Source organism: Pseudophaeobacter sp. A-200-2, assembly GCF_041008815.1.
Classification (GTDB): domain Bacteria; phylum Pseudomonadota; class Alphaproteobacteria; order Rhodobacterales; family Rhodobacteraceae; genus Phycobacter; species Phycobacter gallaeciensis_A.
The window spans coordinates 280,148-300,658 of record NZ_JAXGFU010000004.1 but is presented as its reverse complement, the minus strand read 5'-3'; the positions used below and the strand labels follow the sequence as shown (position 1 = coordinate 300,658).

Below are 20,511 nucleotides of genomic sequence, written 5' to 3'. Positions count from 1 at the left end.
TTGGTATGCATGTCTTGCCCCGGCAATGTAACAGCCGGGTATCAGATCGCCGCAGTCGCCTGATCCAGCCAGGCCTGTGCGGCGGGGCTGATCTGCGGGCGGATTTTCTGGGCGACCTGCGCATGATAAGCATTCAGCCAGTCGCGTTCTTCCCTTGATAGCATATCTGCGTCAATCAGCCGCCGGTCGATCGGGACAAAGGTCAAGGTACGCCAATCCAGCATGTCACGCTCTGCGTCTCCGCCGGGCAGGGCAGGGGCCTTTTGGGTGACGATCAGGTTCTCGATCCGGATGCCAAAGGCGCCTTCGCGATAATATCCCGGTTCATTGGACAAGATCATGCCGGGCTGCAGCGGTACCGCAGAGGCACGGCTGAGGCGCTGCGGGCCTTCGTGTACGCTGAGGTAGGCGCCGACGCCATGGCCCAGACCATGATTGAAATCCTGCCCGGCCAGCCACAGCGGCATCCGCCCGATGGCCTCGATGTCGCGCCCGGCCAGTCCCTGTGGCCAGCGCAGGCGGGAGATTGCGATCATGCCCTGCAGCACGCGGGTAAAGGCGGCGCGTTCCTCGGCTCCCGGGGCGCCAATGGCAATGGTGCGGGTGATGTCAGTGGTGCCATCCAGATACTGCCCGCCGCTGTCCAGAACCAGCAGATCGCCGTCCTGCAGTACCGTGTCGGTCTCGACCGTGACGCGGTAGTGGATCACGGCGCCATTGGCTCCGGTGCCGGAAATGGTGTCAAAACTGATATCGCGCAGCCTGTCGTCCCGGCGGCGCAGCGTTTCCAGCTGTTTGACCACGTCGATTTCGGTGATGCTGCCCGGGGCCTGGTCGTCGAGCCAAGCCAACAGCTCCACCACAGCGGCGCCATCGCGCAGGTGGGCGGCGGCGCTGCCTTCGATCTCTGCCGCGTTCTTGCAGGCCTTGGGCAGGGCGCAGGGGTCGCCTGTCGGCTGAAGACGGTCGCCTAGAGTCTCGGCAACGATCTGCGGCAGGCTGTCCCGGTCCACCGCCACGGCGCCATTGAGCGCGCCCACGGCATTCAGGAAACCGGCAGGTGGATGCACGGTTACGCCTGCGCCCAGGTGATCCGCCAGCCCCTCCAGTTTCGACAGGTCCATGAACAGGTCCACACGCGCATCACTGTGCAGGATGGCAAAGCCATGGGCGACCGGATTGCGTGGAATGTCCGATCCGCGGATGTTCAGCAGCCACATGATGCTGTCGGGTAGGGTGATCAGGGCAGCCTCTTGTCCGGCCTCGCGCAGGCCCTTGGCCAGCCGTCCGCATTTGTCGGCGGCGCTTTCCCCGGCGTAGGCCTCGGGGTGGGCGATGACGGGCTCTGCGGGCGGTGCAGGCTGGTCCTCCCAGATGCGGTCCACCAGGTTTTCGCAATCCACAAGCATGATGCCGCTGCCGTCCAGCTGTCTGCGCAGGTCGGCGATCTGGCCGGTGGCGTGCAGCCATGGATCAAACCCGACGCGACCGCCATCCGGCAGCTGTTCCTTCAGCCAGTCGTGCAGCTGGACCTCGGGCCAGGGCACCGGGGTATAGACATCAGCGACCTGCTGTTTCACCTGCGTGCGGTAGCGTCCGTCGATGAAGACACCCGCGACATGGGCCATGGCCGCGCAAAACCCTGCAGAGCCGGTAAAGCCGGTCAGCCAGGCAAGCCGGTCGTCCCGCGGGGCGACGTATTCGCCCTGATGCGCATCGGCGCGGGGCACGAGGAATCCATCCAGCGCCTCCCGATCCAGCTCTGCGCGCAGTGCCTGCAGCCGGGGCGGCCCCTGATCCGGGCGGGCGGTGACGTCGAATGACTGAAACATGGGGAGCCTCCTGCGTTGGCGGGTGTCAACCGCGCCAGAGAACAGCGAAGCGGGGCCGGGTGCAACCCGGGAAATTCAGACCGTGTCGACTGATGGGTTCTGAAAGGTCGTGTTGGGGAAGGGCTGGCGCAGGCCGAATTCCAGCAGTTCCAGATGGTCCTGTCCGTAATAGGGATCCCCATCCAGCACATAGGTCGGTGATCCGAACAGATGCATCCGCAGGGCCGCATCGGTATTGGCCTGTAGAACCGCCTGCACATCGGGCGCCATCGCACCTTCAAGCAACGGTTCGGGGGCAAGCCCGGCGTTTCGTGCAGCCTGTGACAGCTGCTCGGGGTTCATCAGGTCGATGTCATCGCGCCAATGCGCCTCAAGCAACGCATGGGCAAGGGCATCGACGTCCTGCCCCAGACGTTCGGCCATGATCACCATGCCGCTGGAAAGGGTCAGGGCGTTGTCATGGTAGGTCGGGCGGTAGGTAATGATCGGAACGCCGCGATAGGCGGCCCAGCGTTCGATCTCGCGTCCGAAGAAGTAATCGACATGCGCCTGACTGCGCCCGGCAAAGGGACGCCCGCCTGCCTGCTCCACCACCGGCGACAACAAAAAGGGGCGGTGGATCAGTTGGCAGTCATGGGCCGCGCAGATTTCTGCCAGCCGCCTGGAGCCAAGATAGGCATAGGCGGAATGGGTGGAGTAGAAATATTCGATCTTGCGCTGCGCCATGCCGTGGCTTTCTTAACTGGCCTTCTTGATGCCCATGACACGGGCGCGGGCGCGTGGGTCGCTGTCAAACAGCGCCGCCAGCTGTTCTGTCATGGCACCGGCAAGTTGTTCGACATCGGTGATGGTCACCGCGCGGTCATAGTAGCGCGTGACGTCATGGCCGATGCCGATGGCCAGCAGCTCCACCTGTTTCTTCTTCTCCACCATGGCGATCACATCGCGCAGGTGTTTTTCCAGGAAGTTCGCCGGGTTCACCGACAGGGTGGAGTCATCCACCGGGGCACCATCCGAGATGACCATCAGGATCTTGCGCGCCTCGGGACGGCCGACCATCCGGCGGTGCGCCCATTCCAGCGCCTCACCGTCGATGTTCTCTTTCAACAGGCCCTCTTTCATCATCAGGCCAAGGTTCGGGTGCGCGCGGCGCCATGGTACATCGGCGCCCTTGTAGATGATGTGGCGCAGATCGTTCAGACGACCGGGCTGCTGCGGGCGGCCTTCGTTCAGCCAGGCCTCGCGCGCCATGCCGCCCTTCCAGGCGCGGGTGGTAAAGCCGAGGATCTCGACCTTCACGTTGCAGCGTTCAAGGGTGCGGGCGAGAACGTCGGCGCAGATCGCCGCGATCGAGATCGGACGCCCCCGCATCGAGCCGGAGTTGTCGAGAAGCAGCGTCACCACGGTGTCGCGGAACTCGGTATCCTTTTCGCGTTTGAACGACAGCGGGGTTGTCGGGTTGGCGACAACGCGCGCTAGACGGCCTGCGTCCAGAATGCCTTCCTCCAGGTCGAACTCCCAGGAGCGGTTCTGCTGCGCCTGAAGACGGCGCTGCAGCTTGTTGGCAAGGCGGGAAACGGCACCCTTCAGCGGTTCCAGCTGCTGATCGAGATAGGCGCGCAGGCGCTCCAGCTCGGCTGGTTCGGCCAGATCTTCTGCGGCGATTTCCTCGTCGTGGGTGTCCAGGAACACCTTGTAGTCGGGATCCGCTTCTGAGGCAGGCGGCGGCGGGGGCGGGTCCAGCGGCGCCTCGCCATCGGGCATTTCGGTTTCTTCCGACAGCTCGTCCTCAGCCATCTCGTCCATCGAGACCTGGGCCTGGCTTTCGTCTTGCTGCTGCTCCTGCGCCTGTTCGGCATCCGCATCGGCCTGTTCGTCGTCGGAATCATCTTCGCCGGAGCTGTCGGGATCCTGCTGCTCTTCGGCGTCCTCTTCGGCCTGGTCTTCCTGATCCTCATCCGGCTGATCGGGGTCATCGCCCAGCTGGTCGCCATAGCCGAGATCGGTGATAATCTGGCGGGCAAAGCGGGCGAATTCCGCCTGATCGGCAATCTTCTCTTCGAGGTCGCCGAGCGTTTCACCGGCTTCGGCCTCGATATAACCGCGCCACAGCTCGGCCACGTTGGCGGCACCTTCGGGCAGCGGGCGGCCCGTGGCCATCTGCCGGACCAGATAGCCCGCAGCAGCAGCCAGCGGCGCCTCGGTCGAGGATTTCATCTGATCATAGCCGCGCCGGATCGCCTCGTTGCGGATCTTGACGTCGATGTTGGAGGCGGTGCCCGGCATGTGGCGCGCGCCCATCGCCTCGCAGCGGGCGGTTTCCATCGCCTCGTAAAGATCACGGGCCATCTCGCCTTGCGGTGCGTATTTCGCGTGGACGGCATCGTCGTGGAACTTGTGGCGCAAAGCGAGCGCATCCGCAGTGCCGCGGGCCAACAGCACTTCCTCGCGCGTCATCCGGCGGGAGACTTGCGGCAGGCGCATGGAATCGCCCGAAAGCCCGGCCGGGTCGACCGTGTAGCTGACCGACAGTTCGGAATCGTCGGCCATCACCTTGGTCGCTTCGGCCAGCGCCTTTTTGAACGGATCTGCCGGGTTGTCGGTCGGTTTGCTCATATTTTCGCTCTCACTTCATCGAGGTCGGCTTCATCGGCCGCCAGCCGCGCCAGCAGGTCCACATGCACATCCAGCGCATCTACCACCCTATAGCCCGGATCCTGCCCGTCAAACGCCAGGTTGAGATCGGTGCCCGCCAGCACGATGGCATCGGCGCCCAGACCATCGACCATCCGCTGTCCTGCATCTAGGAACAGCGCCCGATTTTGCGGGGTGCAGACCCCGGCGACGGCCATGTCCTGATAGCTTTGGCCCAGGTCCTCGATCTCATCCTCCAGCGCCACGGCGCGGGTTTTCTTCAATTGCCCATAAAGGCCCGTCTTCATCACCACGCGGGTGCCCAGCAGACCAACGGTGTTCAGCTCCTGTGCCGCAAAATAATCGTCCAGCGGCGTGACGGCCGAGACCAGCGGCAGGGAAGACAACGCCACCGTTTCGTCGAAACAGAAATGCCCACCCAAAGAGGTGATGGCGACGCAATCGGCCCCGGCGCCGCGCAGACGGTCGATCAATCCTGCATAGATTTCGGCCTGCGCCGCGCGGTTGTCCGACAGGTTGTTGCGGATCAGCTCCTGCACATCGGCATGGACGATGGTCAGCTCCAGCGGCAGGCCCTGTGCTGTCATCGCCGCCGTCAGCCGCTGGTAATAGACCACCGTGGCTGCAACGCCGATTCCACCGATCAGGCCGATATGCATGGGAGTGTCCTTACCGGGTTCAGGCGACGTTTGCCGCGCTTTCGGGCAGTTCCTCGTCAAAGCAACGCTGATAGAACTCGGCCACGGTCTGGCGCTCCAGCTCGTCGCATTTGTTCAGGAACGACAGGCGGAAGGCATAGCCCACATCACGGAAGATCTCGGCGTTCTGCGACCAGTTGATCACGGTCCGCGGCGACATCACGGTGGACAGGTCACCGTTCATGAAGGCGGTCCGGGTCAGATCCGCAACAGTGACCATCTGGCTGACGATCTTGCGGCCCTTCTCGGTGTTGTAATGCGGTGCCTTGGACAGGACGATGGCGGTTTCGGCATCGTGGCTGAGGTAGTTCAGCGTGGAGACCAGCGACCAGCGGTCCATCTGGGCCTGGTTGATCTGCTGGGTACCGTGGTAAAGGCCCGTGGTATCGCCCAGACCGACGGTGTTCGCGGTGGCAAACAGGCGGAAGAAGGGGTTCGGGGTGATGATCTCGTTCTGGTCGAGCAGGGTCAGCTTGCCGTCATGCTCCAGAACCCGCTGGATCACGAACATCACGTCGGCACGGCCCGCATCGTATTCGTCGAATACGATGGCAACCGGATTGCGCAGCGCCCAGGGCAAGATGCCTTCGTGGAATTCGGTGACCTGCTTGCCGTCGCGCAGTTTGATCGCATCCTTACCGATCAGGTCGATCCGGGAGATGTGGCTGTCGAGGTTGACGCGCACCGAGGGCCAGTTGAGGCGGGAAGCGACCTGTTCGATGTGGGTCGATTTGCCCGTGCCGTGATAGCCCTGGATCATCACGCGGCGGTTGTGGCTAAAGCCCGCAAGGATGGCCAGCGTGGTGTCGGGGTCAAACTTGTAGGTCGGATCCAGCGCCGGCACCCGGTCAGAGCCTTCGGCAAAGCCCTTGACGGTCATGTCGGTGTCAATCCCGAACACATCACGGACCGAAATGGTCTCGGTCGGTTTCGCATTCATATCCAGCATGCCGTCGCTCATAGCAGTCGATCCTTATCTCTGTGCCCCGGCGGTCTGGGGGCGTAATTCGGGGGATTGGTGCCCGATCTGACGGAGAAGGGCAAGCGAAAGGTATGTGAGCGGTACAATTGCGCGACGTCTCACCGCGGTGGATGCGTGTTTGGCGGGCTGTGGCAGAGGATATGAGCGTATACGGGGAGCGCTGAAACGGGCTTAGAGCGAAGAATGTACGACGGCCAGATCCTGCACGAAAAAGGGCCCCGGTGGGGCCCTTATCACAAAATGCGCAGATCGGTTATTTGAAGCTGCGGCTTTCTTTCAGCTGGTCCCAGGCCCAGACAACCTCTTGCAGCTGTTCTTCCTGACTGCGGTCGCCGCCGTTCATGTCCGGGTGCAGAACCTTGATCAGTTTCTTGTAGGCCTTGCGGATCTCAGCCTTGGACCAGTCGTCACGGGCTTCCAGGATTTCCAGTGCGCGGCGCTCGGTGGCGGGCAGGCGGCGGCCGGATTTCGCGTTCTTGCCGGGGTTGCGGGTGGCATTGGCGCCTAGCACCTGATGCGGGTCCTCAATGCCCAGGCGCGCCCAGGCGCGGGCCTCGGGGTCGCCCATCGGGCGGGTCTGACGTTCCCAGACCTTGTCTTTGGAGGCCTGTGCGTTCAATTCAGCCTCTGTGGTGCCCTGGAAGAAGTTCCATTTCTGGTTGTATTCCCGGATATGCTCCTGACAGAACCAGACGTATTCATCCAGCACATCGGGGGCTTTGGGGGCGCGGAACTTGCCGGCTTCCTCGCAGCCGTCCTTGGCGCAGGTTCGCACCGATGTTTCTGAGGCTCCGGATACGGCACGTCGCCCGCGTGGGTTTTTCTTTTTCGCGGAGCGGACGGACATATCGAAACCAAAGGGATCTGATTTGCTCATGGGGCGCACCTTCTAGACGGATCTGCTCGACTCGGAGCAAGCAGTTTAGTCTAAGGGGCAGAAGATAGAAGGGGGGAGGGGAAATTTTTATGAGAGTGAGCGGAAAATGAGCGTGAAGAGCGAAATGGAAATGCGCCTGCAAGAGGCGTTCCAGCCCAACCATCTGGAGGTCGTCGACGACAGCGACAGCCATATCGGACATGCCGGTCATGACGGCGCGGGTGAGAGTCACTTTAATGTGAAAATCCGCGCTGCGGCCTTCGCCGGGATGAACCGGGTTCAGCAGCACCGCGCGGTGCACAAGGCATTGGGCGATATCGTGCCGCGTATTCACGCGCTGGCGCTGGATATCGGCAGTTAAGCACGGCTTATTGCGCCCCAGGCGGGCGCGGTATCCTCAGCGGGTTCCGGAGTCGTCTTCGGGATCGCCTGTCGGTTTTTCAGGCAGATCGCGCGTCGCTGACAGGCTGGCCCGGGTTTTGAGCGCGGTCGTCACGCCCGAAACCGGGCTGAGTTCTTCGACACCATCGTCGCCCTGCATCTGCGCTGCGCCGGGGCCGGGAACCGGGGTTGCGCCTGTGGGGGCTTCGGGGTCACCAGCTGTGGCCGTTAGCGGCGGGGCGGTCGCGGCTGTGTCCTCTGCCGGGGCCTGCTGCACGGGGGCAGGGGCCAGCGCACGGCGGAAGATCAGCACATTACGCCAGTTGGTTGTCGATCCGGTCAGCCCGGAACGTTCGTCCGAGGGCAGCAGTTCTGCGCGCTGGTATTCCCAGCCTTCAGCGGCCATCTGGTTAAGGGTGATCTCGACCGAGTGGGCAAAGCGATCCTCGGGGGTTTTCACGCCCTTAGCCTTGGTGCCCTTCTGCGGGGCGGGAACCACTTTGTATTCATAAGGCTGCATGCCGGACTCCTGACGACTAGCCCGAAGGTTTAGCGGATGCAGGCGAGGGGTCAAGCTGCGCCGCCGGAACGCGGCGCAGGCCGTGACATTCTCTCTACATCTGTGGCGGCGACGCGGTGTCGCGCAGTGGGAGCGGTTACTTCTTCGCAGCCAGCTGCGCCAGGGTCAGGCAGACGTTCGTCGCCGCGGCCATGTCCTGCACCGAAACCCATTCCAGCGGTCCGTGCACGCATTGCATGCCGCAGAAGATATTCGGCGTCGGCACGCCAAGCTCGGTCAGGCGCGATCCATCGGTGCCGCCGCGGATCGGGATCGAGATCGGCTTGATCCCATTGGCCTTGCAGGCCTCCAGCGCCAGATCCACCGGGGTCATGTCATCCTCCAGCCAGTAACGCATGTTGCGATACTGCGGGTAGATCTCGCAGGTGATCTCCGCGCGCGGCTCGCTTGCCTGCACGGCGTCGCAGACCTTGCGCAGAAGATCACCCTTTGCGGCCAGCCCGTCACGTTCAAAATCGCGCAGGATCAGCTTGATCTCCATCTCGGAGGAGCCACCGTTCATGTCGGTCACATGCAGGAAACCTTCGCGCTCATCGGTGGTTTCCGGCGTCATCGTGGCCTGTGGCAGGGTCTGGATGATCTTGGACGCCAGATGCGCTGCGTTGACCATCTTCTCCTTGGCCCAGCCGGGGTGGATCGACACGCCCTTGATCGTCACCACGGCGCGGTCAGCCGAGAAGCTTTCATAAATGATCTCACCCACATCGCTGCCATCCAGCGTATAGGCGAAATCGACGCCAAGATCCTTGGGCAGTTGCGGATCGACGCCGCGGCCGATCTCTTCGTCCGGGGTAAAGGCGATGCGGATGGGGCCATGGGGGATGTCTGGATTGTCGATCAGGTGCTGCGCCAGCGTCATCACCACGGCCACGCCCGCCTTGTCATCGGCGCCGAGCAGGGTGGTGCCCGAGGCGGTGATCAGGTCATGCCCTTCCTTGCCCGCCAGATAGGGGTGTTCCTTGGGCGAGAGCACCAGATCGGGACTGTCGGGATATGTGATGTCGCCGCCATTATAGCCCTTGATCACGCGTGGCTTGACCCCTGTGGCGTTGAACTGCGGCGCGGTGTCCACATGGGCGAGGAACCCCACGGTCGGCCCCTCTGCCGTGCCGGGCACGGTGGCGAGTACCGTGCCGTATTCGGTCAGCTCCACATCCTGCGCGCCGATCTCTTTCAGTTCCTCGACCATCAGGTTCAGCATATCGAATTGGATCGCGGTGCTGGGGGAGGAGGGCGAGGTCTCATCGCTTTGACTGTCGATGGCGGCATAGCGCACCAAGCGGTCCTGAAGGGCCTGATCGAATTGGGTTTTCATGGGGTGCTCCGTAGAGAGGTGTTCGTTGGGCGGCAGGCTGGGCCAGAGCGCAGCAAGGGTCAAGGGCAGGCTTGCAACCTAAAGGGAGTGCGGGTGGCGCGAGTTGGGAGCGGCGGGAGATCTAGGGCGCGCCAATGTGATAGCCTGCAGTCCGCCATTGCAGGGAAATTGCAGGACCGCGTCAGAGTCCTGAACAGCCGCGGACCTAGGCCACTTGCTTGGCCAAAGGGGAAAGCAGTTGGAAAAAAAGCCTGTTGATGTCCGGCTATCAAACAAGAAGGGCAGTGCCCGACCGGCGACCGGGCGTAAGGGTACAACGAAAAAGGCGCCCCGGATGGAGCGCCTTTCATAGTCGTTGTACTTTGGCTTAGCCCAGTTTCTTGGCGACCAGCTCGTTCACCGCCTTGGGGTTGGCCTTGCCGCCGGTGGCCTTCATCACCTGACCAACGAACCAGCCCGCCAGTTTCGGGTTCACTTTGGCCTTTTCCACCTGCGCGGGGTTGGCGGCGATGATCTCGTCCAGTGCGGTCTCAATCGCACCGGTGTCGGTCACCTGCTTCATGCCGCGCTCTTCAACGATCTTCGCGGGGTCGCCACCTTCGTTCCAAACGATCTCGAACAGTTCTTTGCCGATTTTGCTCGAAATAACTCCTTCACGCATAAGCAAAACAATGCTGGCAAGCTGAGAAGGGGAGATCGGGCACGAAGTGATTTCGAGGCCAGCATTTTTTAGTGCGCCAAATACTTCGTTTACGATCATGTTGGAGATGCCGTGAGCTACTGAGTGCCCGGCTGACTGAACTAGCTTGGTGTCAACACCCTTGGCTTCCACGCTAGCGACTACTTCTTCAAAGTAATCCGCTGCATCCACTTCGGCGGTCAACACCGATGCATTGTATTCTGTGAGGCCCAAATCACCTTTGAAGCGGGCCTTTTTCTCGTCCGGCAGCTCGGGCAGGTTGGCGGCGATACCGTCCACCCAATCCTGTTCGATCTCCAGCGGCAGCAGGTCGGGATCGGGGAAATAGCGATAATCATGCGCTTCTTCCTTGGAGCGCATCGAGCGGGTCTCACCCTTGTCCGGATCGTAAAGACGGGTTTCCTGCTCGACCTCTCCGCCAGCTTCGACGATGGCGATCTGACGGCGGGCTTCCACCTCGATTGCTTGCTGGATGAAGCGCATAGAGTTCATGTTCTTGATCTCGCAGCGGGTGCCGAGATGCGAGAAATCCTGGGTTTCCTGGTATTTCTCATAGGCGCCCGGCAGGCAGATAGACACGTTGACGTCGGCGCGCAGGTTGCCGTTCTGCATGTTGCCATCGCAGGTGCCGAGGTAACGCATGATCTGGCGCAGCTTGGCGATATAGGCGGCGGCCTCTTCGGGGCCGCGGATATCGGGGCGCGAGACGATCTCCATCAGGCAGACGCCGGTGCGGTTGAGGTCGACAAAGGACATGTTGGGGTCCATGTCGTGGATCGATTTACCCGCGTCCTGCTCCATGTGGATACGCTCGATGCGCACCATGCGCGCGGTGCCGTCGCCCAGTTCCACCAGTACTTCGCCTTCGCCGACGATGGGATGGTACAGCTGCGAGATCTGATAGCCCTGTGGCAGGTCGGGGTAGAAGTAGTTCTTGCGGTCGAATGCGGACCAGAGGTTGATATCGGCCTTGAGGCCCAGCCCGGTGCGCACCGCCTGCTCGACGCAATATTCGTTGATCACCGGCAGCATGCCGGGCATCGCCGCATCCACGAAGGAGACGTTGGAGTTCGGCTCGGCGCCGAATTGGGTCGAGGCGCCAGAGAAGAGTTTCGCATTGGAGCTGACCTGGGCATGCACCTCCATGCCGATGACCAGTTCCCAGTCATGCTTGGCGCCCGAGATCACCTTGGGCTTGGGGAGTTCATATGTCAGGTCAAGCATGGGTGCCGGCTCCTAATATCTGGTTTGCCCAGCGTTCTAGGGCTGCCGGGCGCGAGGAGCAAGAGGCAATGGCGGCAGCGCCCCTGTGGCCTGCAGTTTAGTTCAAAGTGTCTCTTTTAAATGTCCGGCCCGGATGGACACGGATCGTGCCCATCGCTTCGGGCCGTGGCTTTCCCGCCGGGATAACAAAATCAGGGCCATTCGACGCCGGGAAGGAACCTCTGCCCAGATGACCACCTCGCCCTAAGCGAAAAATTGGAAACATCAAAGACTCGATAAGGTTGTGTTGCTGAGTGCAAATGCACCCTGTGCGGGTTTTTGCTGACGCATGGCACATACCATATTCAACAGAGGACACCGGCGATATGGCGAATATTAAAACTGGAACAGACGCAGACGATATCCTTATCGGAACCGCTTACGATGATGTGATCAATGGCGGTCTTGGCAACGACACCCTCTACGCGGGAAGTGGCTCTGACAGGCTGACTGGCGGTGCTGGTGCTAACCATTTTGCCTTCCGCTCCGGCGATGGGATGGACACCATCACCGATTTTGTCGACGGACAGGATACGCTGGAAATTCGCGGTGCGGCCTGGTCTGACGTCACGATTGCCTCGGTCGAGGGCGGTACCCTTGTGACCTATGGCGAAGGTGACAGTGTCTTCCTGCAAAACGTCGATGCCGCCAATATCGACCAATCGGACTTTACCCTGGTGGACGCCGATAGCGCTGACGTGATCGAATACAACACGCTTTACGGGCCTCTGAACACCGTCGTGATCGGCGGTGCCGGGATCGACACGCTGAGGTTCGCTGGCCCCTACAGTGCCTCCATCGGTGCGAATGCGCAGCTGATCGACATCGAGCAGATCCAGCTGGGCGATGCAGAGACCCCAGGCCATTTGCGGCTTGAGTCCGGAGGCTCTTACAATTTCAGCGCAATTACATTCCTCGACAGCACCGGCGATATCTTTGTCGATGGCACGTTGGCGACCAAGGTCACCGGCAGTGCCCAGAACGACAGTATCATCAGCAGCTACGGTGACGACACGTTGGATGGCGGCCTTGGCGATGACTACATCTGGGGTGATGCTGGCGATGATCGCATCTTTGGACGCGATGGCGATGATCACCTGGTTGGCAGCTCTGGCGACGACCTTCTCTCCGGCAGCAATGGCAGTGACACTCTGGATGGTGGCGAGGGCCGCGATTCCCTGTACGGGGGCGGCGGCGATGATCTCATCCTGCACGAGACGGCGGACGGGCGCCTGGAAGGCGTCGTGAGCGGTGGCTCCGGGATCGACACGCTGAAATTCACCGGCAGTGACAACAACCGCATCAGCGCGGATGCAGAGCTGCGCGGTATCGAGCAGATCCAGCTGGGGGTTGCCGGGCAAGACGAAGGCCTGCGCCTGGAGGCCGGCGGCAGCTATGACTTCAGCGGGATGACATTCCTCTACAGCAACCGCTTCATCACCATCGACGGTATCGAGGCGAGCAACCTTATCGGCAGCGCCCAGGACGATATCATCTCCAGCAACTATGGCGCTGACACGCTGGATGGCGGGCTTGGCAATGACTACATCTGGGCCGATGGCGGCAACGATGTTGTTTATGGCGGATCAGGGAGTGACGAACTTCTGGGCAACTTTGGCGAGGATGCGCTGTTTGGTGGCGCGGGTCATGACAGCCTTGACGGGGGTGTTGGGCACGACACGCTGGATGGCGGGGCAGGCGATGACAATCTGCTTGGCGGGGATGGTAACGACGTTCTCACCGGTGGTGATGGCTTTGACTACCTGATTGGCGGTGACGGCGACGATGTGATCAGCGGCGGTGCCGACTTTGACTATTTGGCTGGCGGTATCGGCAATGACATCCTGAGCGGCGGCGTCGGTTTCGATGTCTTCGCCTTTGAGCAAGGCGGCAACGCTGACGTCATCACCGATTTCGAAGTGGGTGTCGACTTGCTGGAAATGCAGGTTGTGACCCAGGGGGACATCACCATCACCTCGGTGGTCGATGGCACGCTGGTTGGCTATGGCGCGGGCGATACGGTGCTGCTTGAAAATGTCAGTGCCTCTGAGCTCAGCTGGGATGACTTCATCTACTTCTGAGCGCCCTGACGGCTGAAAAATGGCGGATGCGCGCAGGTGCATTCGTCACCCCCTTGGCGGCTCCTGTCGCCAAGGCTAAGAAGGGTCTCCCCGCGCCATGACCGCGCCAAGGAAGAGGACCCCGCCCGTGGATACATCGCCCGAGATCAGCGCCCGCATCGCCCAGACCATCGCAACCGAAATCGGCGCTGCCGCCAAACAGGTCAGCGCCGCCGTGCAGTTGTTGGATGAGGGTGCGACGGTGCCCTTTGTCGCCCGCTACCGCAAAGAGGTGACTGGTGGGCTGGACGATACCCAGCTGCGGACCCTGGACGAGCGCCTGTGCTACCTGCGCGAACTCGAAGCGCGCCGGGGAACCATCCTCGAATCGATCCGCAGTCAGGACAAGCTGACCGACGATCTGGCTGCCAAGATTGCCAAGGCCGAGACCAAGGCGCAGCTTGAAGATATCTATCTGCCCTACAAGCCCAAGCGTCGTACCAAGGCGATGATCGCGCGGGAAAACGGGCTGGAACCATTGGCCGAGGCGATCCTTGCCGACCGCAACCTTGAGCCCGAGGCGTTGGCCGAAGGCTATATCACCGAGGCGGTGGCGACGGTGAAGGATGCCCTGAACGGTGCGCGCGATATCCTGACCGAGCGCTTGACGGAAAACGCCGACCTTCTGGGGCGTCTGCGGGAGTTCCTGCAGCGCGACGCCCTGCTGACCGCACGGGTGGTCGAAGGCAAGGAGCAGGAAGGCGCCAAATTCTCTGATTACTTCGATCATCGCGAACGCTGGGCCGATGTACCCTCGCACCGGGCGCTGGCGATGCTGCGCGGCTCGAACGAAGGGGTTCTGACGCTGGATATCGGCCCCGACCCGGAAGAGGGCGTGGCAAAGGCCGAGGCCATGGTGGCCGCAGTTCTGGGGGCTGGCGGCGATGGGCCCGGCGACAAATGGCTGCGCAAGGTCGCAGGCTGGACCTGGAGGGTGAAACTGTCGCTGTCGATGATGCTGGAACTGATGGGCGATCTGCGCGCCAGGGCGCAGGAGGATGCGATCCAGGTCTTTGCCCGCAACCTCAAGGATCTCCTCTTCGCAGCGCCAGCCGGTGCGCGGCCGACCCTCGGGCTGGACCCGGGCATTCGCACCGGCGTCAAGGCGGCAGTGGTTGATGCGACCGGGAAGTTGGTGGCCACAGAGACGCTGTATCCGTTTCAGCCCAAGAACGATCTGCGCGGGGCGCAGGTATCGATCCTGAAGCTGATCGCGGAGCACGGCGTTGAGCTGATCGCCATCGGCAATGGTACCGCCTCTCGCGAGACCGAGCGGATGGTGGCCGAGGTGCTGAAGAACCTGCCGGCCAAGATCAAGGCGCCGACCAAGGTGGTGGTCTCCGAAGCGGGCGCCTCAGTCTACTCGGCTTCTGAACTGGCGGCGCGGGAATTTCCCGATCTCGATGTTTCCTTGCGCGGCGCGGTTTCCATTGCCCGCCGACTGCAGGACCCGTTGGCCGAATTGGTGAAGATCGAGCCCAAGAGCATCGGCGTTGGCCAGTACCAGCACGATGTGGATCAGCACAAACTGTCGAAATCACTGGAGGCGGTGATCGAGGATGTGGTGAACGCCGTCGGCGTCGACCTCAACATGGCTTCGGCGCCGCTTCTGGCGCATGTCTCGGGGCTTGGCCCCGGGCTGGCCGAGGCGATCGTGGCGCATCGGGATGCCGCCGGGGCGTTCCAGTCCCGAAAGGAGCTGCTGAAGGTTGCGCGGCTTGGCCCCAAGGCTTTTGAACAATGCGCGGGCTTCCTGCGTATCCGGGACGGCAAGGAGCCGCTGGATGCATCCTCTGTGCACCCCGAGGCTTACGGCGTTGCGCGCAAGATTGTGACGGCCTGCGGGCGGGATATCCGTCAGATCATGGGGGACAATACCGCCCTGCGCGGCATCCGCGCCGAAGACTTCGTCGATGAGAGCTTTGGCCTGCCTACGGTGCGCGACATCCTGAGCGAGTTGGAAAAACCCGGCCGCGATCCGCGCCCCAGTTTTGTCACCGCGTCCTTTACCGACGGGGTTGAGGAGATCACCGATCTGAAACCCGGCATGGTGCTGGAAGGTACGGTCACCAATGTCGCGGCCTTTGGCGCCTTCGTGGACATTGGCGTGCATCAGGACGGCCTGGTGCATGTCAGCCAGCTGGCCGACCGGTTCGTGAAGGATCCGCACGAGGTGGTGAAAGCCGGGCAGGTGGTGAAGGTCACCGTGACCGAGGTGGACGTGCCGCGTAAACGCATCGCCCTGACGATGAAAAAGGACGGCGGCGCGTCGGCCCGGGAAAACCGCAAGGAACGCGGCGCTGGTCCGGGGCAGGGGTCGGGCAACCGTCGCGGTGGCAAACCGCCTGCGCGGGGGAAGATGACGGCTGGCCCCAAGGGGAAACCGGTGCAGGAGAAAGGCGGCGCCACCGGCGCGCTGGGCGCAGCACTGATGGATGCCTTCAAGAAAACCTGAACGTCGGGTGAAGCCGCAACGCAAAAGGCCGGGCATGTCCCGGCCTTTTCTGTGTCTGTTGACAGTGCTGCGTTGCCCGAGGGCGCGCGCCTAGCCGGTGGTCACATGCAGCCCGTCCGGTGTGATGGCGATCTTCTGGCCATGGGCGATCTCATCCCGGAAAATCTGCGCGATAAAGCTCATAGCCTGTGCCTGCCCGCGGGCCGAGAAGCGGCGCAGCGAGGTAACTCGGGCGCTGTTGTCAAACCCGTTCGCCGCATGGGCCCAGATCAGCGGATGCACTTCGCGCAGGTGGTCGCGGATCAGCCAGCTGGCGGCGCTTGCGATTTCCTGCCGGGGCGTCTGCGGCGTCGTGCCATCCATCTGCGCGCCGCCCAGTGCCACCGCGCAATAGGCGCTGAGAAGGTTCGCCATATCCTGCGAGGGATGGGCGGCCAGGATGTCCTTCAACCCGTCGATGAAAAACTGCGGATCGACCAGGGCCCCGGCTGCCGAGTCGGTGGCAAGGGCGTCGAAATAGACCCAAGTGTAGCCACCGGAGCCCCAGATATCCTGCGTGCGCGAAGCGGTGCGGCGGGCCTCCAGCTCCAGCGCCGGATAGGAACCGGAGCAGCGTGGTAGCATCTGAAGCCCAAGGGCGCGCATGGGGCGGTGGTTCTGCGGTGCCAGATCGATCAGCCGGGCATAGGCATCGGCCACATGTAGCGTTTCGGCGCGGCGGGCGGCAAAGAGCGCGCAGTCCGCCGCTGCAAGGAAGGCGCTGCCGGGCAGACCGGGCGCGATGCCCGATAGCAGCGTGGCAGCGCGTTCAAAATGGGCGGCGCAGCGCCGCAGGTGTACCTTGGAGACGGTTTCCTCAAGTCCCGGACCTCGCCAGACCCAGCCGATATCGATATGGGCCAGCGCGATCAGCGCGGTCAGATAGGGGTCTTTGCGGTGATCCTTGCGGATGGCCTCTAGTGCCATCACCCCGTCGATAAGCTGCCGTTGATCGCGGGGCTGCCCATCGTTCAGGGCATGTTCCACCGCGTTGACCACATCGGCGCGTGCGCCATAGGCCAGAAGCTCGGCTTCGGGCATGCCGCCGGGAGTGGTGAACCGTGCCTGATCGGCCTCTGCGATCCGGTCCGAGAGCTCCTGCCAGCGCTCTTGTCGGGCAAGGAACTGCCCCTCCTTCTGCAAGGCACAGCAGGCGGTATCCTCGTCGCTCTCAGTGCAGATCGAGATCGACAGGCTATCCTCCGGACGCGCATAGTGGGCCGCTGGCTCAGCGCGCACTGAGGCCGGTGCCGCAACGGCGGTCGTGGCGTCGCGTCGTTTCAGCCGGTCAGGCAGGGAAACGGGGAGGCGGGACAGGATATCCGAAAGTTGAAAGGGGGATCTTGGCATTCTCGTTTCCGGCGAATTGGTACTGCTTCGTCCTCCGCAAACTGATGGCGCATTGCGGCGCAAAAATGGCAGCTCTGGGGAACTGAAGGAGCCGATCCGGAAAAACGGGAGAGGTCCTTTCGAAAAGGTATAATGAACAGGGTAAACCTGTAAAATAATACTAAAAAAGTGAGAAATGATGCCGCTCATGGGCGATGCCGCGCTGATCCAGCGCGTGGGTCAGCTCGGCCACAGGCGGCACGACGGGCTGCGGCAGTCGCAGCTTGTTGCCCGTTGTCAGGATCAGAGTTGCGCGGATCGAAAGATCCAGCCGGGTATCAAGCCGCAGCCGCGCGATGCGTGACAGCGGCAGGTCCGTCCGCTCGCCGCCGGTGAACCAGACGATCTGCTCTGCCGTCACATCAAGGCCGGAGCCCGGGTTCTTTACCAGATCGAACAGGCCGGGAATGACCGGCAGGAACAACAACGCAATCAGCCATGGCGTTGCCTGCGCATAGAAATACAGCCCGGTCAGCGCCGCAAGCCAGGCCGCGAGTGCCAGAACCAGTTCGGGAGACCGCCCCTGCCGACGGAAGTGATAGTCTTCCACAGGGGCGGTTTCCGGCATGGGAGGAGTGTTCCCCTTAGGCATCCAGAATCCGGGTCACCATTTCGGTGGTGTCACGGCTCAGCCCCTCGGTGCCCGCGATCCGCTCCAGCTCCGTCCGGATCAGCGCCTGACGGTCTGCGTCGTAGCGTTTCCAGGTCTGGAAGGCGGCGCACATGCGGGCGGTGGTCTGCGGGTTCAGCTTATCAAGGGCGATCAGGTTCTCGGCCAGCAACCGATAGCCCGCGCCCGAGGCATGGTGGAACCCGGCGTGATGGCCTGCCAGTGCGCCCATCACCGCGCGGAACCTGTTGGGGTTCTTCAGGGTGAACAAGTCATGCTGGGTGAGATCGCGCGCAACGGACGCAGCGGTTTCCGGCGCGGCAGAGGCGATCTGCAAGGCAAACCATTTGTCCATCACCAGCCGGTCGCCTTTCCATTGGTCAAAGAAGGCCTGCGATTGCGCATCACCTTTTTCAGCCTTCAGCAGGCAGGCGAGGGCTGCGTATTGCTGGGTCATGTTGTCGGCGTCTTCATACTGGCGCGCCGCTTGCTGACCGCCGTCAAGCCGGGTCAGAAGCGACAGGATGCGCCCGTTGAGATCACGCTTGCCGCAGCTTATCGCATCCGGGGAATAGGCGCCCGAAACGGTGGTATCCGCATAAAGCCTGGGCAGGCTGTCGGCGAGCTGCTGTGCCAACGTCTGTGCAAAGGTTTCCGCCGCATCAAAGATCTTTTGCGGATCCGGTGCATGGCCGCGCTCAAACAGGGTCTGTGCGATGTCGGACTGGCTGGGCGGCGACAGTACCAGCGCGCGAAATGCCGGATCCTGGCTGTCGTCGCGCAGCAGTTTCTGTAGCGCATCCAGGTAATCGGCATCCGGCGCGGCGCCTTCGAGCACCATGGCAACCCGCGCTTCGCGGGCAAGCGCATTGCCGGCCTCCCAGCGGTTGAAGGGATCGGTGTCATGGGCCAGCAAAAAGGCGCGCTCGGCGTTGGATGTGTCACGTTCCAGGATCACCGGCGCCGAGAATTCGCGCAGGACCGAAGGAACCGGCTTTGCGGCCAGCCCATCGAAGGTAAAGCTTTGCTTTGCCTCGGTCATTTCCAACACCCGTGTGGCGCAGACCTCATCGCCGTTTGGCCCCAACAGGCCGACCGCGATGGGGATCACGCGGGGATCCTTGTCCGGCTGACCGGGGGTGGGGGGCGTGCTTTGCTCAAAGGTCAGCGTGTAGGTGCCATCTGTATAGTCTTCCGACACTTTCAGATGCGGCGTGCCTGCCTGGCTGTACCAGCGTTTGAATTGCGACAGATCGCGTCCGGTGGCGTCCTCAAAAACTTTCAGCCAGTCTTCGATGGTGCAGGCCTGCCCGTCGTGGCGGTCAAAATACAGTGTTACCGCCTTGGCGTAATCTTCATCGCCGACCAGACGTTTCAGCATGCCGATCACCTCGGCGCCTTTTTCATAGATGGTGGCGGTGTAGAAGTTGTTGATTTCCTGGAACTGTTCGGGGCGCACCGGGTGGGCGAGCGGACCGCCGTCCTCGGGGAACTGGCGGGCGCGCAGGTCGATCACGTCCGAAATCCGCTTGACCGGGGCCGAGCGCATATCGGCGGTGAACTGGGCGTCGCGGAAGACGGTCAGACCTTCTTTCAGGCAGAGCTGGAACCAGTCGCGGCAGGTGATGCGGTTGCCGGTCCAGTTGTGGAAATACTCATGCGCGATGATCGCCTCGATGCGTTCGAAATTGGCATCGGTCGAGGTCTCGGGCGAGGCCAGAACGCAGGAGGAGTTGAAGATATTGAGGCCCTTGTTCTCCATCGCGCCCATGTTGAAGTCATCCACGGCCACGATGTTGAAGATATCTAGGTCATATTCGCGGCCATAGACATCCTCGTCCCATTTCATGGACTTCTTCAGCGCCTCCATGCCAAAGGCGCATTTGCCCTCATCCCCCGGGCGTACCCAGATGTTGAGTTCGACCTCCTTGCCGGACATTGTGGTGAAACTGTCGGGATGGTTGACCAGATCGCCCGCCACCAGAGCAAAGAGATAGGCAGGTTTGGGCCAGGGGTCGTGCCATTCGGCCCAGCCCGCACCGCTGGCGGTCGGGTTGCCGTTGGAAAGTTTTACCGGCTCATCCCCTTCAATGCGGACCCTGAAGGTGGACATCACATCCGGGCGGTCGGGGTAATAGGTGATCTTGCGAAAACCCTCGGCCTCGCATTGCGTGCAATACATGCCGTTCGACATATAAAGCCCTTCGAGCGCGGTGTTGCCCTGAGGATCGATCTCGACCTCCGCCTCCCAAACAAAGGGCCGGTCTGGCACATCGCAGGTCAGACCTCCCTCGGTAAGCGTCGGGGTCACGGGGGCGCCATCCACCGCTGCGCTGATCAGGGTCAGCTGTTCGCCGTGCAGGAAGAATTCGGGGTTTGCCGCGCCGGGCTTCGGGGCAAAGTGGATGCGGCTCAGAACCCGCGTCGCCTTGGGCGCCAGCCGGAAGGTCAGCTCGACGCTCTGCACCTCGAACCCGAAGGGCGTGTAGTCCTTCAGATAGAATGTCTCGGGCGCGGTTTCGGGTGCGGCATCTTTCATGGCGGGCTCCTGTGGATCTGTGGCGCGGCGCCTCTTCGGGCCGGATTGTTTTGAACCGGCAGGCACGGGCGCGCGT

At 62.3% G+C, this 20,511-nt stretch carries 15 protein-coding genes; 3 read left to right on the top strand and 12 right to left on the bottom strand.

Features of this window, described 5'->3' with window-relative positions:
* Positions 1–41: 41 nt before the first annotated feature.
* The 6 genes from SM766_RS08645 to SM766_RS08620 form a co-directional block, all read right to left on the bottom strand.
* Entirely contained in the window at positions 42–1,832 is a 1,791-nt protein-coding gene (locus tag SM766_RS08645; RefSeq protein WP_368947529.1) for an aminopeptidase P family protein, read from the bottom strand.
* Positions 1,833–1,907: 75 nt separating this feature from the next.
* Entirely contained in the window at positions 1,908–2,558 is a 651-nt protein-coding gene (locus tag SM766_RS08640) for a 2-hydroxychromene-2-carboxylate isomerase (protein ID WP_368947528.1), read from the bottom strand.
* Between the two features lie 12 nt (positions 2,559–2,570).
* Positions 2,571–4,448, bottom strand: a complete 1,878-nt coding sequence (gene cobT / locus SM766_RS08635) for a cobaltochelatase subunit CobT (protein WP_065273065.1) — start codon at positions 4,446–4,448, stop codon at positions 2,571–2,573.
* A complete protein-coding gene (locus SM766_RS08630) occupies positions 4,445–5,146 on the bottom strand; it encodes an aspartate/glutamate racemase family protein (RefSeq protein ID WP_368947527.1) in 702 nt (233 codons plus the stop codon). Before SM766_RS08630 ends, cobT begins: the two co-directional genes overlap by 4 nt.
* 19 nt (positions 5,147–5,165) lie before the next feature.
* Entirely contained in the window at positions 5,166–6,146 is a 981-nt protein-coding gene (cobS, locus tag SM766_RS08625; protein ID WP_065273067.1) for a cobaltochelatase subunit CobS, read from the bottom strand.
* A gap of 274 nt (positions 6,147–6,420) precedes the next feature.
* Positions 6,421–7,044, bottom strand: coding sequence for a J domain-containing protein (locus tag SM766_RS08620; protein ID WP_065273068.1), 624 nt, complete (start codon positions 7,042–7,044; stop codon positions 6,421–6,423).
* Positions 7,045–7,150: 106 nt separating this feature from the next.
* Between SM766_RS08620 and SM766_RS08615 the strand changes: the two genes are divergently transcribed.
* On the top strand, positions 7,151–7,405 hold the full coding sequence (locus SM766_RS08615; RefSeq protein WP_368947526.1) for a BolA family protein: 255 nt from the start codon (positions 7,151–7,153) through the stop codon (positions 7,403–7,405).
* 36 nt (positions 7,406–7,441) lie between these two features.
* On the opposite strand, the gene SM766_RS08610 is transcribed toward SM766_RS08615, so the two are convergent.
* The 3 genes from SM766_RS08610 to gatB form a co-directional block, all read right to left on the bottom strand.
* Positions 7,442–7,945 (bottom strand): DUF4177 domain-containing protein, encoded by a 504-nt coding sequence (locus SM766_RS08610; RefSeq protein ID WP_368947525.1) that lies wholly within the window; start codon positions 7,943–7,945, stop codon positions 7,442–7,444.
* 136 nt (positions 7,946–8,081) lie between these two features.
* On the bottom strand, positions 8,082–9,320 hold the full coding sequence (pepT, locus tag SM766_RS08605) for a peptidase T (protein ID WP_368947524.1): 1,239 nt from the start codon (positions 9,318–9,320) through the stop codon (positions 8,082–8,084).
* A 367-nt stretch (positions 9,321–9,687) separates the two neighbouring features.
* Positions 9,688–11,244, bottom strand: a complete 1,557-nt coding sequence (gene gatB, locus SM766_RS08600; protein WP_368947523.1) for an Asp-tRNA(Asn)/Glu-tRNA(Gln) amidotransferase subunit GatB — start codon at positions 11,242–11,244, stop codon at positions 9,688–9,690.
* Positions 11,245–11,609: 365 nt separating this feature from the next.
* Between gatB and SM766_RS08595 the strand changes: the two genes are divergently transcribed.
* Both SM766_RS08595 and SM766_RS08590 read left to right on the top strand, forming a co-directional pair.
* Positions 11,610–13,364 carry a calcium-binding protein gene (locus SM766_RS08595; protein ID WP_368947522.1) on the top strand — a complete coding sequence of 585 codons (1,755 nt, stop codon included), beginning with the start codon at positions 11,610–11,612 and terminating at the stop codon, positions 13,362–13,364.
* A gap of 127 nt (positions 13,365–13,491) precedes the next feature.
* Positions 13,492–15,858, top strand: coding sequence for a Tex family protein (locus tag SM766_RS08590; protein WP_368947521.1), 2,367 nt, complete (start codon positions 13,492–13,494; stop codon positions 15,856–15,858).
* Positions 15,859–15,948: 90 nt separating this feature from the next.
* Here SM766_RS08590 and SM766_RS08585 read toward each other — a convergent pair whose 3' ends face one another.
* The 3 genes from SM766_RS08585 to pepN all read right to left on the bottom strand — a co-directional run bounded on the left by SM766_RS08585 (position 15,949) and on the right by pepN (position 20,435).
* Positions 15,949–17,247 (bottom strand): hypothetical protein, encoded by a 1,299-nt coding sequence (locus tag SM766_RS08585; protein WP_368947520.1) that lies wholly within the window; start codon positions 17,245–17,247, stop codon positions 15,949–15,951.
* A 160-nt stretch (positions 17,248–17,407) separates the two neighbouring features.
* Complete coding sequence (locus SM766_RS08580; RefSeq protein ID WP_368947519.1) at positions 17,408–17,854, bottom strand: hypothetical protein; 447 nt, start codon at positions 17,852–17,854, stop codon at positions 17,408–17,410.
* A 16-nt stretch (positions 17,855–17,870) separates the two neighbouring features.
* Positions 17,871–20,435, bottom strand: coding sequence for an aminopeptidase N (gene pepN / locus SM766_RS08575; protein WP_368947518.1), 2,565 nt, complete (start codon positions 20,433–20,435; stop codon positions 17,871–17,873).
* Positions 20,436–20,511 lie beyond the last annotated feature (76 nt).

Excerpts from the sequence above, each read along its gene's own strand:
- SM766_RS08645 (WP_368947529.1), bottom strand. The coding sequence starts at position 1,832 with ATGTTTCAGTCATTCGACGTCACCGCCCGCCCGGATCAGGGGCCGCCC.
- SM766_RS08640 (WP_368947528.1), bottom strand. The coding sequence starts at position 2,558 with ATGGCGCAGCGCAAGATCGAATATTTCTACTCCACCCATTCCGCCTAT.
- cobT (WP_065273065.1), bottom strand. The coding sequence starts at position 4,448 with ATGAGCAAACCGACCGACAACCCGGCAGATCCGTTCAAAAAGGCGCTG.
- SM766_RS08630 (WP_368947527.1), bottom strand. The coding sequence starts at position 5,146 with ATGCATATCGGCCTGATCGGTGGAATCGGCGTTGCAGCCACGGTGGTC.
- cobS (WP_065273067.1), bottom strand. The coding sequence starts at position 6,146 with ATGAGCGACGGCATGCTGGATATGAATGCGAAACCGACCGAGACCATT.
- SM766_RS08620 (WP_065273068.1), bottom strand. The coding sequence starts at position 7,044 with ATGAGCAAATCAGATCCCTTTGGTTTCGATATGTCCGTCCGCTCCGCG.
- SM766_RS08615 (WP_368947526.1), top strand. The coding sequence starts at position 7,151 with ATGAGCGTGAAGAGCGAAATGGAAATGCGCCTGCAAGAGGCGTTCCAG.
- SM766_RS08610 (WP_368947525.1), bottom strand. The coding sequence starts at position 7,945 with ATGCAGCCTTATGAATACAAAGTGGTTCCCGCCCCGCAGAAGGGCACC.
- pepT (WP_368947524.1), bottom strand. The coding sequence starts at position 9,320 with ATGAAAACCCAATTCGATCAGGCCCTTCAGGACCGCTTGGTGCGCTAT.
- gatB (WP_368947523.1), bottom strand. The coding sequence starts at position 11,244 with ATGCTTGACCTGACATATGAACTCCCCAAGCCCAAGGTGATCTCGGGC.
- SM766_RS08595 (WP_368947522.1), top strand. The coding sequence starts at position 11,610 with ATGGCGAATATTAAAACTGGAACAGACGCAGACGATATCCTTATCGGA.
- SM766_RS08585 (WP_368947520.1), bottom strand. The coding sequence starts at position 17,247 with ATGCCAAGATCCCCCTTTCAACTTTCGGATATCCTGTCCCGCCTCCCC.
- SM766_RS08580 (WP_368947519.1), bottom strand. The coding sequence starts at position 17,854 with ATGCCGGAAACCGCCCCTGTGGAAGACTATCACTTCCGTCGGCAGGGG.
- pepN (WP_368947518.1), bottom strand. The coding sequence starts at position 20,435 with ATGAAAGATGCCGCACCCGAAACCGCGCCCGAGACATTCTATCTGAAG.